Origin of the sequence: Prevotella sp. P4-98, assembly GCF_002251405.1 — a bacterium.
In the GTDB taxonomy this organism is placed as follows: Bacteria; Bacteroidota; Bacteroidia; order Bacteroidales; family Bacteroidaceae; genus Prevotella.
Window position 1 is genome coordinate 131,682 of sequence record NZ_NPJC01000006.1, and the last position, 16,885, is coordinate 148,566.

General features: G+C 47.5%; 11 protein-coding genes. All 11 read right to left on the bottom strand.

All coding sequences use genetic code 11. The features are described from left to right. Nucleotides 1–1,756 precede the first annotated feature (1,756 nt). Entirely contained in the window at nt 1,757–2,524 is a 768-nt protein-coding gene (locus CIK96_RS01430; RefSeq protein WP_094436012.1) for a LytTR family DNA-binding domain-containing protein, read from the bottom strand. 241 nt (nt 2,525–2,765) lie between these two features. After that, nucleotides 2,766–3,734, bottom strand: coding sequence for a serine/threonine-protein kinase (locus tag CIK96_RS01435; RefSeq protein WP_094439215.1), 969 nt, complete (start codon nt 3,732–3,734; stop codon nt 2,766–2,768). 36 nt (nt 3,735–3,770) lie between these two features. Then, a complete protein-coding gene (locus CIK96_RS01440) occupies nt 3,771–4,340 on the bottom strand; it encodes a hypothetical protein (RefSeq protein ID WP_094389434.1) in 570 nt (189 codons plus the stop codon). 35 nt (nt 4,341–4,375) lie between these two features. Next, nucleotides 4,376–6,022: a leucine-rich repeat domain-containing protein gene (locus tag CIK96_RS01445; RefSeq protein ID WP_094436016.1), complete on the bottom strand. Its 1,647-nt coding sequence runs from the start codon at nt 6,020–6,022 to the stop codon at nt 4,376–4,378. 3 nt (nt 6,023–6,025) lie between these two features. Further along, nucleotides 6,026–7,021 carry a hypothetical protein gene (locus tag CIK96_RS01450; protein ID WP_094389436.1) on the bottom strand — a complete coding sequence of 332 codons (996 nt, stop codon included), beginning with the start codon at nt 7,019–7,021 and terminating at the stop codon, nt 6,026–6,028. Between the two features lies 1 nt (nt 7,022). Next, nucleotides 7,023–8,084 carry a hypothetical protein gene (locus CIK96_RS01455; protein WP_094436018.1) on the bottom strand — a complete coding sequence of 354 codons (1,062 nt, stop codon included), beginning with the start codon at nt 8,082–8,084 and terminating at the stop codon, nt 7,023–7,025. A gap of 56 nt (nt 8,085–8,140) precedes the next feature. Then, a complete protein-coding gene (locus CIK96_RS01460) occupies nt 8,141–9,037 on the bottom strand; it encodes a fimbrillin family protein (protein ID WP_094436020.1) in 897 nt (298 codons plus the stop codon). A 48-nt stretch (nt 9,038–9,085) separates the two neighbouring features. Beyond that, a complete protein-coding gene (locus tag CIK96_RS01465; protein ID WP_094439217.1) occupies nt 9,086–12,637 on the bottom strand; it encodes a fimbrillin family protein in 3,552 nt (1,183 codons plus the stop codon). A gap of 83 nt (nt 12,638–12,720) precedes the next feature. Next, nucleotides 12,721–13,638 (bottom strand): fimbrillin family protein, encoded by a 918-nt coding sequence (locus CIK96_RS01470; RefSeq protein WP_094439219.1) that lies wholly within the window; start codon nt 13,636–13,638, stop codon nt 12,721–12,723. A 579-nt stretch (nt 13,639–14,217) separates the two neighbouring features. Next, on the bottom strand, nt 14,218–16,329 hold the full coding sequence (locus tag CIK96_RS01475; protein ID WP_094439221.1) for a prolyl oligopeptidase family protein: 2,112 nt from the start codon (nt 16,327–16,329) through the stop codon (nt 14,218–14,220). A 59-nt stretch (nt 16,330–16,388) separates the two neighbouring features. Continuing rightward, complete coding sequence (locus CIK96_RS01480) at nt 16,389–16,859, bottom strand: PaaI family thioesterase (RefSeq protein ID WP_094439255.1); 471 nt, start codon at nt 16,857–16,859, stop codon at nt 16,389–16,391. Nucleotides 16,860–16,885: the final 26 nt, after the last annotated feature.

Here is a 16,885-nt window from a genome sequence, read left to right on the forward strand (position 1 = left end):
GGATCTCGGATGAATCACGGGCAACGGAATTTGTTCTAAGTAACACGACGGGATTGCAGAACTTATCCGTGTGTTGATTCACGATGCTATCAAGCTCCGTTCCTATCATCGCTGACGTTCCCACCACCATCGCATCCTCTAAAGAAGATGAGCACATAAATGTAGCATGATTGCTGATTTCGGTAATGTTCGGCGGCCGGAGGGAAAGCCAATTAAGAGTTATTCTCGATTTTACACTTGCTTTTCTCGTTTCAATCCAGGAAAATAACAATAAACGAGTAACGCTGATACTAAAGACGAGAAGAATTGCAGATAAGTAAACTCATGCAACAGACAATCAATCTCTATTAAAAAACAACTCAAGGTGAAGCGTTGATAGGTTTCTGATCACAAGACTTCATTATTTCTAATCACATAAAAGGGCTGGACTCTCACAGGAGACTCCTGCCCTTTGCTGTGATAGGTAGTGAAAATGCTACTTTCTGTAAATGTTTGTGTTATTTTTGATGCATTTTGTCTGTAAATCTGTTTGGACTGTTGTAGATTGGTGTCCCATTCTTACTGGTTAGCTGTATTTAATTTCTGTATGTATTTGATATACAGTTTGTTATACTGCTTTTAGATGTGTATCTGACGGTCTTGGCTGTATGTTATGACACGGGTAAAAATGACCTGGCTGTGTTTTGGTTCAGGGGGTGATAGTATGTGGTAGGGTGTAAAGGGCTTCGCCAGGTACTTATAGGTTCGCGCGCGAGCAGTTTCAGATTTTGTGTTGTTAAAAAGAGACTATTACAGCCATTTGTTTTGTCTTGAGCTTAGGGTGTACTGCCTGATGGGTTGATTTGCAGCACGCGCCATGTAAATGGCCAAAAACGGGTATAATAGTTGGTGATTGTGGTCTGTAGTTTGTTTTGTTTGCTTCTCGTCCCCGTTTCGATTTGTTCTCGTCGTCTTTTCGTCGTCTTCTCGTTGTCATTTCGCTGTTTTCTCGTTCGGTATTCGTTATGTCCTCGATCGGCTAACGAATAACGAACGAAAGCACAACGAGAGACGAACGAGGAACGAACGAGAAGTCAACGAGAAGCGAACGATAATTGCTTGGTTGGCGAGTGAATTTTGTGGTCAAATGTATAAAACAATTACCTTGTATACTATTTTGTTGTGTTGAGATATATGAATGGTGTAATGTCGCACGGAAATTTTTCTTATCCACGGAACACACAGAGGACACGGAAACGATTCTAGTTGAAGATTATTCTAAAGATTTTGTTTTAGATTTACCTATAGGTTATTTTTGTCACGACTCGGTAAAGAATAAATTTTTGGATTTATTCTCTGCTCTCGCTGCTCCAAAAATTTGAACCGTAGGCGATCCATAATAAAATTCTTTCCAGAAGCGAGGTGCTCGAGCGCATTTTGGTCAGAGATTTTAGGTAAAGATTCACTGCTGTCCAAAGAAAAAATCTTGGACATGATTTAAATTGATTGTATTACATCAATGAGTTATACGAATTTGATTTTTTCGAGATTTGGAAACAGGGGGACTGGTTCCTGTTCCACTTGCCAACTGTTAAATCCGTGAAAACATTGCTGTGTATGTGCGATTAGCTTTCCAAAAACTGTAATATTGTTATATTGTCACGCCTGAATCGCAAAAAATCGTTTTTGGAAACTGTTAACTGTTATCTGTTATTTGTAACGCTTAGGAATGATGACATAGACCCCCTGACAAGTTCTTTTTGTCGGCAATAGTGGTTCAAATGGTGTTAAACCGACTGATGAGTTTCTTGCGATAGAGCCGCGCCACCTTGACATTATTAATATGGTCGAAGGGTGGATAGAGGCGACAGACATTGTCGCACACTTCCATCAAACAGTTGATATTGATGACAAAGCGCTGGCTCACCTGTACAAAACAAGGATCGAGGGCGAGCAATGTTTCACAGTTGACGTTACGTTTCAGGCGTATGGGTTCTTCACATCCCGACACAACGACTTCCCAGATTCGCTGGTCACTATTGTAGTAAAAGAGTCCGATGTCGGCAATGGAAACCACTCGAAAGTCAGAGAAGTTGGTATTGAAAATCAGTTTTTCGCGGTCGCGCCGTACAGTACTGTTGATGTCGGCAGGATTGTTGTCAGGCGCCTTCTGGTTGGAGGATTCGATATGGAGGCGTAAGCGCTGAATCATCGCCGAGAGTTCGTCGCGGTCAACGGGTTTGAGTAGAAAGTCGAATGCCTCGTTACGAAACGAAGAAAGCATCGAGTCCTTATGTCCGGTGTACATCACCACCCGGCAGCGTCCTTGCGTCAGACGTTTCACCTCGCGGATGAAATCCACACCCGACATGCCCGGCAGTTCTACATCAAGAAAGACGAGGTCAGGAGAAGCTGCCTTGATCAGTCCTTCTGCCACCATGGTGTTGCAGGCACTACCCACAACTTCGATATCGTCATATTCCAAGAGCATGCGACTCAAAGTTTCGATGGAGAGAATCTCGTTGTCTATAATAATTGTTTTCATAAGTATCTAATTTGTAGAATAATAGTTTAAATTCGTAAAATATTTACTTTATAGTGCTTTCAAGTGTCTCGGAACCGTAAGCATAGCGCTGCATCCATTATTATTATGAATATCGAAACGAATCTTTGAGTTTTTGTTTTCTTCGTTGATAATCGCCATAGTGTGGCGGATGATATTCAGACCAATTCGTGCCTTGGTATTGTTGTAGGCACGGATGTCAAACCCAGGGCCTGTTCCTGCTTTATTTACCCCAAAGCTGATAGTCGATTACCTTATTGTCGTTGGGCTGAATGCTGTCGCTTGCCGAAGATGCAGGTTCTTGGGCATTCTTCTCCAGATGATAATAGCTCCCGGCCAGGGCTGCCAACAGGGCGATGATGAGGGCACAGAGCAGGAGCAAGGCGTGGCGGTAACGGGGCGTACAGGACAGGCGCTGGCGCAGTTGGACGATATTCTGCGGACGGCTTTGCGGGTCGCGGCAACTACAGATTTCTGCCATCTTGCTGAGCGCCTTATCGCCCGTAGCCTTGGCCATGTCGCCCAGAACCATGCCCAGAGAATAAATATCGGCACGCGGTTCAGCCTTGGCAGCTGGTAGCATCTGTTCGGGAGCAATATAGCCCGAAGTTCCGGCTGGCGATTTCAATACGCAGAAAGAATCGCTATCCGAGAGACCGAAATCGATGAGTTTCACGTTCTGCCCGTTATGTGTAATCATGATGTTGGAAGGCTTCAGATCGCGATGAATCATCTGTTTGTTGTGCATGTATTCCAGCGCATCCATCAGCTGTCCTGCTATCTTGCGGGCGAGTTCTGCCGAGAGGGCATTCTTCTTGATGAGCTGCTCCAGATTATCGCCGTCAATATATTCCATCACCACTACCGTGCCCAGGTTGTCAACCTTTTCCAGGTCGATGGTACGGCAGATATTGGGATGTTCCAGCTGCTGACCTATTTCAAACTCCTTGGCGAGTGCCTGGCGGTAAATAGGGGTGTAGAGAAAATCGTTCTTGAGACATTTCAACATGAAACGCTTGCCGTATTTGGTGGCTGTAAAGATGCGTGTATGGCCCGAAATAGACACGTAGCATTGGTGGAGATTGCTGAATGCATCCTCCACAGGCAAGGGGTTTGAATTGTTCATCTCCTTGCTGATATCCTCGGTAAATCCCGATGTCGTTTTCTTCTTCTTTTCTTCAGTTTCTTCCATGCTCACGGATTCCTCTTTTTCTTGATTACTGTTATTTTATTTCTCGTTGATGCTGATGACGGTAAGTCCGCCGTTTCTGCCGGCTACGAACGAGGCTGTACGCTCGCCGCCACGCTCGATGTAGGGCAGGAAGAGGGGCTGCTCCTTGATGAAACAGCCTGTTACGAAGCGGTCGCCAGGCTGCAGTTTGCTGTTCTCTGATTTCTCTATTTCATAGGTGCTGTCGCCCAGATAGCGGAGCTGCAGCAGACGGTTGGGACTCCAACCGATAGAAACAAGAGTACCTTCTTGTAAATCGCTACTTACCAGCTGGCTTGCCTTGAAGAAAGAACTGTTGTACTTGGTGCTGGTCTTGAGCCAATGGGTAAATTCCATGTAGTTCTTATGCCCGATGTATTGGGAAAGCACATCGAGGGTTACCATGCGCGGCTTATGATTGTCGCTCACGTATCCATAGAGTCGTTTGAGGGTGGATGGAGAAATAGTTCCACATGTTTTCTTCTCCAGATAGAGTGAAAACTCTTCGAAGTCGGTTGTCGTGGCAAGAATCTTGCCATATTTCTGTTCTACGAGCGATTTGAGCTCTTCTATTTCTGGTGTTGTCATAATTTATTCTTTAACAGTATGAATGTTCGACAATTTTATTCTTCAACGATATGGGTGAATTTGCCCCATATCTTATGGTTCTGATACCCCTTTTTCATGCCTGCAGGAATGTGGACCACGCAGGTGGTGAAGAGGTTGGTTGCCTTGTTGGAGAAGGCGTTTTCTTCGCAGTAAGGTATCATGGAAGCAGAAACATAGAGGTCGGTAAGCGGACTTTCATCGAAAGCGTAGTTGCTGATATGTTCGGTTTTTACTCCTAGATATACTTTCGTGAGCTTCCTGCAGCCTTGGAAAACGCCCGTAGGAATCAGCTTGATGCCTGCCCCGAGATGTATTTCCTTTATCTGGCTGTCCATGAAGGCACCTTGCCCTAAGGTTTCAACGTTGTCTGACAGATAAAACGTCTCGATGCTGCATTCCTTGAAGGCGTAGGCGCCAATGGAGGTAAAGGTGGAAGGAAGGGTGTATTTGCCCTTCTTGCCCATCGGAAACCAGACGATTTTGTTGCCTTCTGCATTCAGCAGCACGCCGTCCAGACTTTGGTAGTTTGCGTTGGCAGACGAAACCGTAAGGGCTTCGAGCGCCGTGCATCCGCTGGAAGGGAGAATGCTGTCTGCTGAGGCAGGAATCTCTATCTCGCGGAGCGAAGTGCAATCGGCAAACGCATCTTTCCCGATGGTGGTTGCATCGGCTGGGAGAACTACGTGGGTGAGCTTCTCGCAACCGGCAAATGTGCCTTGCACAATCTGGTTTTCTGCAGCTTCGTGATGATAAGGACCTACCATTCCGCCTGCTGCGAGGTGAACGTCGGTAAGGACTATATCTGAGAGCTTGCCTGGGGTGGATGCATTATTATTGTCGCGCCCCATCATCAATCTCAGACAACTGAGGTCTTCGCCGTTCAGGGTTCCGGCTATGGTCAGCTGGGTATAATCGTAAAGATGGTTGCCCATCAGCTGGGTCAGTTCGCCAGTTTCGTTTAGCGTAATGGCGTCGCTCGTATTATATTTGATGGCGGTTCCTATGGTTTCTCCTACCGTATTCCGGGCGAAAGGCTGAAACTCGTAGTGGGCATTCCGCTCCAGATTTCCGATACGCAACTTGATCTTGCCCTCCTTTCCGTCAAAGTTTTCTAAGATGTATTTCTGCTTGTTCTCCGGCTCGCCGGTCTGATAAACGTAGCATCCGGTTTCGGTCATCGGTTCGCCGCCATCATCGGTTATTTCGTAACTTACGAAAGCGCTCATCGGTCCGTGGCTCAAGAGCGTGGCCGATGTAAGTTTCGGACTCATATTGGGTAGAGTGGTGAAACTCATCATGTTGCTGGTTGTGGTTATTCGGCCGTTGTTGCCCTGCAGCATATAATAATAGGTAGTGCCCGCTTTGAGCCCCGTCAGAACCAGCGAGACGTCAGCTCCCTGGGCATGAACCTCGCTGGTATTGAGGTCCATGCTCTCCGAAGTGCCGTATCTGAACAGAAGTTTCGGCATTTCTGTTTCTCCCTCTATGGTAGCTGATCCGTTGAGGGTAGCCTCTGTTCGGGTGATATGGGTCGCCTCTGTGGTTATCAGATGCGGCTCCAGATAGGCAGGCTTATCGCTATTGCTGCACCCTGCCATCATCATGTTTCCTATCAGGAGGGCAAGAAATCTGATGTTGCGTAATATGCTTTTTATGTTCATTTCTTACTTCTTTTGTTTTCCTATTTTAATACCTATGCCGATGCTGCCCTGCCATTGTTTTCCGGCGATGGTGATGGCTGAGGCTGCGATGCTCACTCTGTTGAACGAGGCGAGCACACCCAGCTGGGCTGCGAAGCCTTTGTGGGTAAGGTCTTCGTTGAGCAGGTATCCGCCTCCGCTGCTCTCGGTCTGTTGCCAGGCTGTAGCGGCTTTGCCGTAGCCTACGCCTTCGAAGAGACAGAAGCCATGCGTGATGTGGTGGATGGCTCCAGCGGTAAAGGTGTAGTTCTGGTGGCGTGTACTGCCTGTATAATAAGGTTTGATGCTGCTGCCCGGCGTTAAACCTTCTTTGTTGCAGGTTCCCTCTGTGCTGCCTATGCTCTTGAGGTTGCTGCTGGCATGGATAAAGAAGCCGTGGCGGCGCATCAGGGCGAAGAAGAGACCATAGGACGGTCCGTCTTCATGAAGGGATAGCGTGGCGAGCGTGTAGAGGGCGAGTGGCATCTTCTTACGTACTTGTGGGATGGCAATCGTATCTATTACCGTCTTTACCTCTACGATGGTGTCGTGCTTCTCCTGGATGATAGGAGTAGGCTTGGGCAGTTTCAGTTTCAGCTCGTAGGTCATTCTGTTTTCCAGCGGTTCGCTGAACCGGTAATCGCGGAGCACGCCCCATTCCGGATGCTTGATGGTAAGCAGTTTGGAGCCTTTAGGAAGATAGAGCCAGATTTCGCCCACTTTATCTTTTCGCGATACGATTCCGAGCGGGGTGGAGAAGGCAAAGTCGGAGGGTGCTTCTACCTTCACCAGGGCACAAGGGTCATCGTTGAGGTCGCGCACGGGGGTGATAAAGGCACTCACGTCGTTGGGCAACAGACGGAAACCTGCTACCGAAAACTCTTGTGCCTGGACGGATGCCGACCACAGGCTTAATATGAATAAGAGTATCGTGAGTCTAAAACCACCAACTCTTAACTTCTCACTCCTAACTGCCATCATATTATTCTAAATTAAAGTCTTGTATACTGATTACATCGTCTCCGCTATGTACGGTTCCTGCCGGTTGCCAGGTACGCACGTGGATGAGCGGCATGGACGGGTTGCGGAAATCCCAGATCAGAAAGAGATAGCCGTCGTCTGCGTAGCGGTCGCTCTTGTATTGTTGTCTTAGGGTGACGCTGTAAATGCCGTCCATCGTAGGATGGCGCATGATGCGGAATCCCGAGAATTTCAGGTCTATCTTTTGGTTGACTGTAAATACCTTCGCCAGTCTTGAAATATAGTCTTTCTTCGAGTGAATGGCGTAGGTTACTTTTGCTTCAGCCTGACACTTGTTGTCGTTGGCTACAGGTTTTACCACGTTTCCTACGATGATGAGTGCCTTGTCGCTAAACACCTGTTTCAGAAAATCAAGATCCTTGGTGGTATAGGCTGTGCGGAAATGTTCGCAGTAGTTGAGGATGGTGTGGCGGCGTCTGGCATCGGTCTCTGTGAGTTTGCCCTGCATGATTTTCAAGGCTTCCTTGTAGAAAGGATTCGACTGCGCCATCGTCTTGAGATCTACCTGCGAAAGATGGCTGGTCTTTCCTGCTTTTGATGCCTTCGCTTGCCTGCTTGCCTGTTCTTCCGGTTGGTAATCAGTCGCACTCTTCGTGCCTTCTTCCGTCTCTCCGTTCATCAGCATCTGCGCCTGCTGCCTGTTGGCTTCCGGAACCGCATATTTACTGTCTTCTGTGAATACTACCATACCCTGACGGTCGATAAATCCCTCTCTCTTAGAGTTTTGCTCGCGGAACCGGAGCTGCCCGTTGCGGAAACGGGTGTCTAGCAGACAGCCACGCAAAGGGATGGTAAACAGCTCGTTACCGTCTGCATCTTCTACCACGTATCGCTTGCCTTTCGCGCCGTTGTCCTGTTCTACAAGTTCCAGTCCTTCGTTCACTCCGTATCGGATTTCCTGACAGTCGCCTTTATAAACGGCAGAGGGCAGCAGCCACAAGGCTGCCACCCATCCTCCGAGAAGGAATGCTAGAAGGGATAATATCAATACCGTCTTCTTCATTTATAATTCTCTGTATTCTTATCATTCATAGCCCTTCGGGAGAAAGGCTTTCTTATTTATTTCCCCCAGTTCTGAATCTCGCCGCCTATCTCTATCTTCACCTGGTCTGGGTTGTCAGAAATAATGAAGTTGACAAGATGTTCGGTTCCGGGTTTAAACCAGAATCTGCTCTCGAAGAGATAACTTACACCTTTCATTACTACTTCGATGAGTGGTCTTCGGTTTTCTATGCGTTGAGGCACGATGATGGCCGAGTAGATGTAGTCGCTCTCCTGATGGGCGATGATGCTCTGCTGGGTTCCTTTCACATAACGGGTTGCTACGCCTGCCTGAAGGTCGATGGTGGCTGTAGGTACCGTGCTGTGGATGGTTACCTGGGCATGGGTAGGCATGTCTCCCTCAAAGTCTTCGCCCTTGATCAGGCGTATCTTGAGCTTGCTCATGATGTGCTTGAAGTTGAGGCTGATAGGGGAGTTGGATGCCTGGATGTCCTTGCTGGTGGCAAAGAGCAGGTCGCTTGCCTCGTAACCGCCGGGTGCAGTTGCCGTCTTCGGGGTACTCTGGTCGAGGGCTACGCTGAAAGGCTGGTCTGTCGTGCTGCTTACGCCCTGTATGTATGGGTAGTAAGCGTAGGCGTTGTAGGTGCCTTCGTCCCAATAGAGGGTGCGGGCGGCTTCCCATTTGCTGCCATCGTAGGTGAGCGCTTCGTTGTTCACGAGATTGCCGCCTATTTCGAGTGGAGCCTTGCTTTCTGCCACGTAGAGACCTATCTTGTCGTTTGACTCGAAACTGGTTGCCGTGGCACGGCTCTGGCCGGGATAGTTTACGGCAAAAGTCATCGGTGTAGATTGGGCATCCTTGAAGCGGGAGGTTGTTTCCACCTCCTCGCTACATGAAACCATTCCTAATATAGCCAACGCAAAACTGGCGTGTTTTATTATATGTTTCTTCATTTTTTTTTGTTTTAATGGTCCATATTCTGATTTACCTTGCTCTCGCTCTTAGCGATGCTTTCTAACCTTTGCCATTTTCAGCGGACTGCCTTTATGGAAGACTGGAGCATGCTGGTAGGTTCCGGATGTGCGTTGGTCGCCATTGCCGCCGAAAGCACGGCTTTGTACGATTCCCGCATCCCGCTTGTCGTTCTTCACGAAATCTTCGAAACTGTAGGTTTCTCCGGCATAAGCCTTGATGCGCTTCACGATACTCTCACGGCTGATGGTGCTGTAGTAAGGAATATCGTTGTTCATGCAGGAGTTCGGCTCCGAACGGAAGACGCCTCGATTGTGCATGTAGCCTCCCTCGTAAATATCCACGATGTCGCTATATCGGTCGTCGAAAATCAGATGACTCCAGCCTACGCTATGTATCTTGCCGGTAAGTTCCAGGTTATCAAACCAACCGAGTGACTTGGCTGCTTTGAATTCAAAAACGTGTTCGCAGCAGGTGCAGTCGCAGAAGTCGATGAAGGCGTTGTGATAAATGTACTCATCGCCCAACTTTCCGAATCCGTGTCCGCCTGCCTCATGCTGGATTACGCCACGGGTATCGAGTGGATAGTCGTAGGTACTCTGCGGACAGAAGGCAATAGCCGAACCATCTTCCCACATCTGGCAGATGCCGCCGTAATCGGTAGAATTAGGAACGATGATAATCAGCGTCTGATTCAGATTGCCCTTGTTGACGGTTGGAGCGCCCAGAGCATAATCGAATACTTCGTCATAATCTGCCTTTAATCCTACGCCACCGGTAAAGGTGGTATTGAATCGGTTGTAGCGGATGGTGTTCACGGTTCCTACGCCCGATTCCGTAGAAAGCGGAATGGCGGTATAGACGTTGAAGTAATCACGGTAAGTCTTGTAAGGCTCAATACCGAAGAAATACTCCACTTCCTGCTTGATATCCTTCAGATATTTGCCGCTGGCAATATCTTTTGCGCTAAAGCCGTCGCCGAGCAGAACGATGTTGATTCCACCATTATTGCCCTTGGTAGCCTTCTGTAGGGTAATCCATTCGTCCTCTCCATATTCATAACCATACTGCGAAACGCTACATTCGTGGGTATAGTCTTTGTCTTTCAGGCGGAATACCACCTTTCCATCACGGCTATCGGCATTCTTAGCCATTCCCTTGATGGTCAAAGTAACTTCTGTTTTCTTGTTGCCGCTGGCAGGAGAAACCTCACACCAGTCTGGCTTGCTGGCTACTTCCCATTCGCCCTCGGCGTTAATCACCAGTTTCTGCTTGTGCTCCGTGCTCAAGGCGCAGGCTACAGATGGTCGGCAAACGAGCTCGTGGTGAGCTGCAATACGCTTGAAGTCGCACCAGCCTGGTGCAGCCTGGTACTGGGAAATGGCAGATTCAGGTACTTCGAGAGTGAAGTTATCCTTGGCTACGCCTTCAAAGGCACCAGTTTGTACGCAAGCAGGCAAATCTCCTTTACAGACAATACTATTTATTCCGTAACAACCTTGGAAAGCTCCACCATCTTCAGTCCAACTTGATTCCCAACGAATATTCTCTAGACTTTCTGGAAAAATAAGTCCTTCGAGACTGCGACAATGTGCAAAAGCTCCTGCGCCAATAGATTGAATGCCTTCTGGAAATTCGAGAGTACCCATTAAACGCCAATTATAAGCAAATGCTTTTTCACCAATGACACTAATATTCTTAGGTAATTTTAGTTCACCTGAAAAATCATTGTTGCTAAAGACATTGTTGTTGATGATTCGTAAATCTTTAGGCAGCGATAGTTCTCCTTTGAAATGACAATCACCGAATGCAGAGTTTCCTATAGAGGTAATACCATTTGGCAAGGTTAAGGTTCCATCAAAACCGCATCCGGTAAAACATTCATTAGGAATGATTTTTATTTTTTGAGGAATAGTTAAGGTACCTGTTAAATTCTTGCATAAGAAGAAAGAATGTTCTCCCAATTTTTCCAAGTTGTTTGGTAATTTTAAATTTCCATAAAAACCTTTGCAGTTGTCGAAAGCATATCCTCGTATTTCTTTTACTCCTTCTGGTATATTCAGTTCTCCTACAAAACCACAACCTGCGAAAGTTCCACAAGAGTAGTCGATATCTTCATGGTTGCCTTGGTCATCATTTCCTATATATATGAGAGTTGATGGTAATGACAATGAGCCCGTCAATGATTTACACCCAGTAAAAGCACCTTGTTGAATATCTACAACACCTTCTGGAATATTTAAAGATCCTGATAGATATCCACATTTAAAAAAGGCTCTTGTTCCGATAGATTTTAATCTATCTGGTAAAACAATATATGTTAGGCTACTTTTACCTTCTCCTCTATTTCCCGAAAAAGCAAAGTGTGGTATTTGATCATCTTTGTTGACACACTCACTCCATCCGTCATTTACGTGTTCATTTGTACCAATGATTCTTACATCTTTAAGATTCAAGGCCTGCAAAATGTCCATAGAATCTCTCATAAAATAGAAATCCTTGGCATTAATCTCACCTGTAATCTTCAGATTCTTAATTTTGGTATAGTCCTTATTAGCCGCAGTAATGGCATTCTTCAAACCTCCAGGAGTAGAGTTGATAACAATATACTCCTTTGCTGTTGCATCATGGCTCACGAGATCATTCTCCCAAGGAGTAATGCTTTCGCTTACCAAAGTCAGTTTGTAAGCGCCGCTTCCTGCCTGCTTATCTACCTTGATGCCGAAGTTCATCATCTTGCCAGCCACATAGGTAAGTGCCTCGTTCTTAACAAATTTATAAGGTACGCCGCCGATGGTGATGCTGAAGAGAGTTGTGCCGGCTGACACGGTTTGAGGAACCACGATGGTGCGCCACTCGTCGTTAGTACGAGATGGGATGGTCATGGTGTTCTCTACAGCACCTGCAGTCTTGATTTCGCCAGTAGAAAGGTTGATGCTTGCCTTGCGGGCTACGTTGGCTGTCAGAACAATCTTCTCCAGATTCGCCCATTCGCCCTCGGCAAAACCGGAACCCTGGATCAGGGTAACGCGGGCATTAGACATGCGATGCGCCATAGGCAAACGGATTACGCTGGTGGTAGGAGCCACATCAGACACCTTGCCCCAGAGAAAATCACTCGCTTCGTAGCCACCCATTTCGCCATTCTCGGTAGCCTTGCTCTGGTCTTTCTGAACTTCAAACTGATAATCTTCGATGCTCTCTGGGTTGGCAAACGGATAGTAACCATACACATCAATATGCGTATGCTTGTCTTTCCAGAAAAGGTCATAAGCGGAGTTCCACTTATAGTTAGGCTCATCGAAAGTGTGGCGCACATTATCGCCACGGTTGCCGTTTACCTTCAGGGTTCCAGGCTTGTTTCCCTCGTAATCTACGATGTAAACGCCCATCACGTCGCCGTTGCAGAAACCGTTGTCGTTGACGCGGGTTACGGCAAGCTGGTCGATATCGCCAGAAAGCCGGATGCGGTTGCTGTCGTGCTGCTCGGTCTTGTCGCCGAAGAAGTCTTCGCTACAGCCCGTCAGGAGCATGGCTCCTGCCGCAAGCAGATATAATAGGGAATGTTTTACTTTTTTCATAAATAATTCTTTTTGGGTAGATGGCCTTTCTCAGTAAGAAAGATCATCTCGTATTATTTCTAGATAGAAAATCGTCTGTTCTGTTATTCAGCTGTTCCGCCATAGTCAATACCGTCGTCTTCCCACTTGCTGATATTTACATTCACGCCGTTGCTGGTCTTGCTGAGCGTAACGGTAAACTTATACTTCTTGCCAGCCTCGAAAGCGGAAAACTGGGATGACTTAGGGAGATTGAAATCTCTGCCGTCAACATTTACGGTAATGAGATTTCCATCGCCTACGGCTTGCGGAATGATGAGCGCCATGTAGCTGTTGCCTTCTTCCTTGAGCGGAATGAGGGCTGTATCATCACCCTGGGCTGTTACGGCACCTGTAGAAAGATTGGCTGTAGCCTGTGTCTTCAGACGGTTGATCTTTACGCTAATCTTGGCTGCAGCAAGCGAAGCCTCTGTAAATCCGTTTCCTGCCACGAGGTTGATGATTATCTGGCTCAACACGTGCTTGGCTTCTATCTTCACGGCGCTTTCTGTAGGAGCCGCATCTGTAGTCTTGCCTATCAGAAGTTCGCTAGCCTTGTATTTTTCCGTTGTGCTCTGGTCAGCATTTACGGTCCAAGGCATCGCCTCTATGTTGCTGATAGTGGCTGTATATGGATAATAAATGTAGAAATCGGCGTGGGTGCTGTTGTCTTTCCAGTAGGTTGGAGTTGCAGCCTTCCAGGTTCCATCATAAGTAAATTTCGTGTTGTCTATATAGTTACCTGTCGTTTGAAGTGTTGCGGCAGAGCCATCGGCTTGATGGTTGACAACAAACAATCCTATCTGGTCTCCCGTTTCAAAAGCCAAATCAGTAGCACGGGTTATCGAAGTGCTGATGTTGATAGGTACTTTTGCTGAAGGGGGTGGACTAGGTGTAGGGTCTAATTCTGAACCTCCACCGGAACATGCGGTTAATGCGAGGAGCATGTTCCCTACGATTGCTAAATACTTCTTCTGTTTCATGATTTCTTCGTTTTATATGATTACTTTTTCATAGGTGTATCTGGAACAGCTAGTTTCATTTACTTTGCAAAGGTAGGAAAAGAAGTGGTATTATACAAGTTCATAATGGTTCATATATGGAAAAGGTGTTAAACAACATGTTTTTAGGGGAGCGGAAACTGGGGAACTGGTTCCAGTTCCACTTGCCAACTGTTAAATCCGTGAAAGCATTGCTGTGTATGTACGATTTGCTTTCCAAAACTGTAATACTGTAAGCTGTAAGGATTGTAACGCCAAAAAACGTTTTTGGAAACTGTCAACTGTCAAACTGTAACGCTTGGAATTGACATTGGTTTTGCTCTTATGATGTCGGAAATGTACGATTTTTATCCATACACAATGTTAGGAAAGTGATAATATATTGTTATTAAATCTACCTGATTATGGTACTCAAAGAACGTTTTCGTTAAGCCAGATGAGCAGACCCGAACTCGTTCGAGGTCTGCCATGGCGAGAAAACGAAGGATGAAATCCAATCTCCACCTTCACAGTTGAATGTTTCAAAAATAATCACCGCAGGATAGATGCGGTAAACAGACGTTACTTCATCTTCACACCCATTTCATGAAGCAAGAAACCGAAGATGTCTGCCTGCTCTTCCATCTGTTTGGCAAGAGGCTTTCCACTGCCATGTCCTGCCTTGCTGTCGATACGAATCAATACAGGCGACTTGCCACTCTGACACTCCTGCAGACGGGCTGCAAACTTGAACGAATGGGCAGGAACAACACGGTCGTCATGGTCGGCTGTCGTGACAAGAGTGGAAGGATAGCTCACACCTGGCTTCAAAGTATGGAGGGGGGAATAGCCCTTGAGATACTCAAACATCTCAGGACTGTCGGCACTCGTACCGTAATCGGGAGCCCAGTTCCAACCGATGGTGAACTTATGATAGCGCAGCATATCCATCACTCCCACTGCTGGGATGCAGACACGGTATAGGTCGGGACGCTGAGTCATACAAGCTCCTACCAGCAAGCCTCCATTGCTACCGCCATAGATGGCAAGATGGTTGGAATCGGTATATTTCTCGCTGATGAGCCACTCGGCTGCTGAGATGAAATCGTCAAACACATTCTGCTTCTGCAGTTTTGTACCTGCCAAATGCCATGACTCACCATACTCACCGCCACCACGGAGCGCTGCATAGGCATAGATGCCGCCATTCTCCAAGAAGGGAATGCGCATGGGTGAGAACGATGGGGGATAGCAAATGTTGAAACCTCCATAGCCATAGAGCATGACGGGATTCTTGCCGTTGCGCTTGAGACCTTTACGGTAGGTGAGGAACAGAGGCACCTTGGTGCCGTCCTTGCTGGTACAGAACACCATCTCTGTGGTATAGTCGTTAAGACGGACGTTGACCTTGGGCTGACTTTCTACCTGACTCTTGCCTGTGGCAGAATCGAAACGATAGATGGTGGTAGGAACGGTATAGGAGGTGAAACTGAAGAAGCACTCGTCCTGTTTGCGGCTGCCGCTGAATGAGGCGCTACCAAAGGTTGGCAACTCAATGCGGCTGAGACGCTCTCCCTTGACAGAATAGAGCCATGCCTCGGTACAGTTGTCTTTAGAGTAGGTAAGAATCATGCGGTCAGCGGGCAGAAAAAGCACATCCTGAAGCACACCGTCTTGCTCACCTACCACTTCATGCCAGTCGGTCATGCCGGGTTTACGCACGTCAGCCACCATCAAACGGTAGCGTGGAGCACCTTGGTTGGTGAGGATATAGATGGAATCGCCGATCATCTCTACAGGCGAATAGGTCTTACTGGCGTCTGCTGTCATCTGGATAAACTGCGAGTCTGCCACACGGAGGTCGCGCACATAGAGGTTGTAGCCTTGGTCCATGCCAGACTCGGTAAGAAACATCAGCGTCTCCTCGTCGTTGAGTCCTACACCGTAGAAGCGCAGGGGTTGTGCCGGGTTTTGATAGAACAGCACATCATCGCTCTGAGGGGTGCCGATGCGGTGGTAATAAACTTTCTGTACCTCGTTCTTCGCTGAGGTCTCAAGGCCCTTCTCAGGTGCATCGTAGGCACTGTAATAGAAACCGTCGCCTCGCCATGTGGCATTGGTGAATTTTGCCCATACGATATGGTCGTCAAGGAGTTTTCCGGTTGCCACATCCTTGACATAGATTTCTTCCCAGTCGCTGCCGCTACGCGAAATGACGTAGGCAAAATAGCGTCCGTCGTTGGAGAAGGAAATGCCCTTTACCGCAACGGTTCCGTCGGTGCTGAGACTGTTTGGATCGAGAAAGACGCGCTGTTCACCACCCAACTGGTCCATCTGATAGAGCACCGACTGGTTTTGCAGTCCGTTGTTGCGATAAACGTACCATTTGCCATTCTTTTTGAATGGGGCATAGACTTTCTCGTAGTTGACAACCTGGCGCAACCGTTTAAGATATTTGGCGCGCTGTGGAATCTTGGCCAGATAGGCATTGGTCACTGCGTTTTCTGCTTCGACCCATGCTGCCGTTGCTGCGCTGGTGTCGTTTTCGAGTGGACGATAGGGGTCAGACACCTTCACTCCGAAATACTCGTCGATGGTATTGTCGGTAGGTGGCGTAGGATAATGCAGCTGTTGTGCATGAACGGCAGCGGCAGTCAAAGAGAGTGCCGATGCGCAAAGAATCTGTTTTATCATAGTTGTTTCGTTTTGTTGTTCCCGGATATGTTTTTCTAAACGTGCTCAGCGGTGGATTTTCATTCCTCCACTTCGCAGGGTTTGAAGTGCATGTCTCTTTCGGCTTTTTCTCTCGGAAATGCAAAATAGGTACATGTGGCTTCTGTGCATATTTTGCCAGAAGAGTCGGCGAGTGTGGCATCGATGATGATGATATTTCGCTTCTGCTCGCGGATATGGGCTCGCACGGTCACCTCTGAATCGTCGGTTGATACGGGGTGCTTATAGTGTGTCTCCATCTTTGAGGTAACACCTGCTGTTTGTAATTTGCGAGTGACGACCCATCCGCACACCTCATCGAGAAGTAATGCCTGGATGCCGCCGTGCAACGTATTGAGCCACCCTTGGTAGTTGGCAGACGGATGCCATTTGCTGACGATATCGTCTCCGTCTTCGTAAAAGCAGAGGTGAAGACCGAAGGGGTTTTCGGGGGCGCAACCGATGCAGTTGTAACCTTTTAATCCGGTCCAAGGATTTGTGATTTTCTTCATGTCCATGTTATCTGTGTTGTTTTTTA

Excerpts from the sequence above, each read along its gene's own strand:
- CIK96_RS01430 (WP_094436012.1), bottom strand. The coding sequence starts at position 2,524 with ATGAAAACAATTATTATAGACAACGAGATTCTCTCCATCGAAACTTTG.
- CIK96_RS01435 (WP_094439215.1), bottom strand. The coding sequence starts at position 3,734 with ATGGAAGAAACTGAAGAAAAGAAGAAGAAAACGACATCGGGATTTACC.
- CIK96_RS01440 (WP_094389434.1), bottom strand. The coding sequence starts at position 4,340 with ATGACAACACCAGAAATAGAAGAGCTCAAATCGCTCGTAGAACAGAAA.
- CIK96_RS01445 (WP_094436016.1), bottom strand. The coding sequence starts at position 6,022 with ATGAACATAAAAAGCATATTACGCAACATCAGATTTCTTGCCCTCCTG.
- CIK96_RS01450 (WP_094389436.1), bottom strand. The coding sequence starts at position 7,021 with ATGATGGCAGTTAGGAGTGAGAAGTTAAGAGTTGGTGGTTTTAGACTC.
- CIK96_RS01455 (WP_094436018.1), bottom strand. The coding sequence starts at position 8,084 with ATGAAGAAGACGGTATTGATATTATCCCTTCTAGCATTCCTTCTCGGA.
- CIK96_RS01460 (WP_094436020.1), bottom strand. The coding sequence starts at position 9,037 with ATGAAGAAACATATAATAAAACACGCCAGTTTTGCGTTGGCTATATTA.
- CIK96_RS01465 (WP_094439217.1), bottom strand. The coding sequence starts at position 12,637 with ATGAAAAAAGTAAAACATTCCCTATTATATCTGCTTGCGGCAGGAGCC.
- CIK96_RS01470 (WP_094439219.1), bottom strand. The coding sequence starts at position 13,638 with ATGAAACAGAAGAAGTATTTAGCAATCGTAGGGAACATGCTCCTCGCA.
- CIK96_RS01475 (WP_094439221.1), bottom strand. The coding sequence starts at position 16,329 with ATGATAAAACAGATTCTTTGCGCATCGGCACTCTCTTTGACTGCCGCT.
- CIK96_RS01480 (WP_094439255.1), bottom strand. The coding sequence starts at position 16,859 with ATGAAGAAAATCACAAATCCTTGGACCGGATTAAAAGGTTACAACTGC.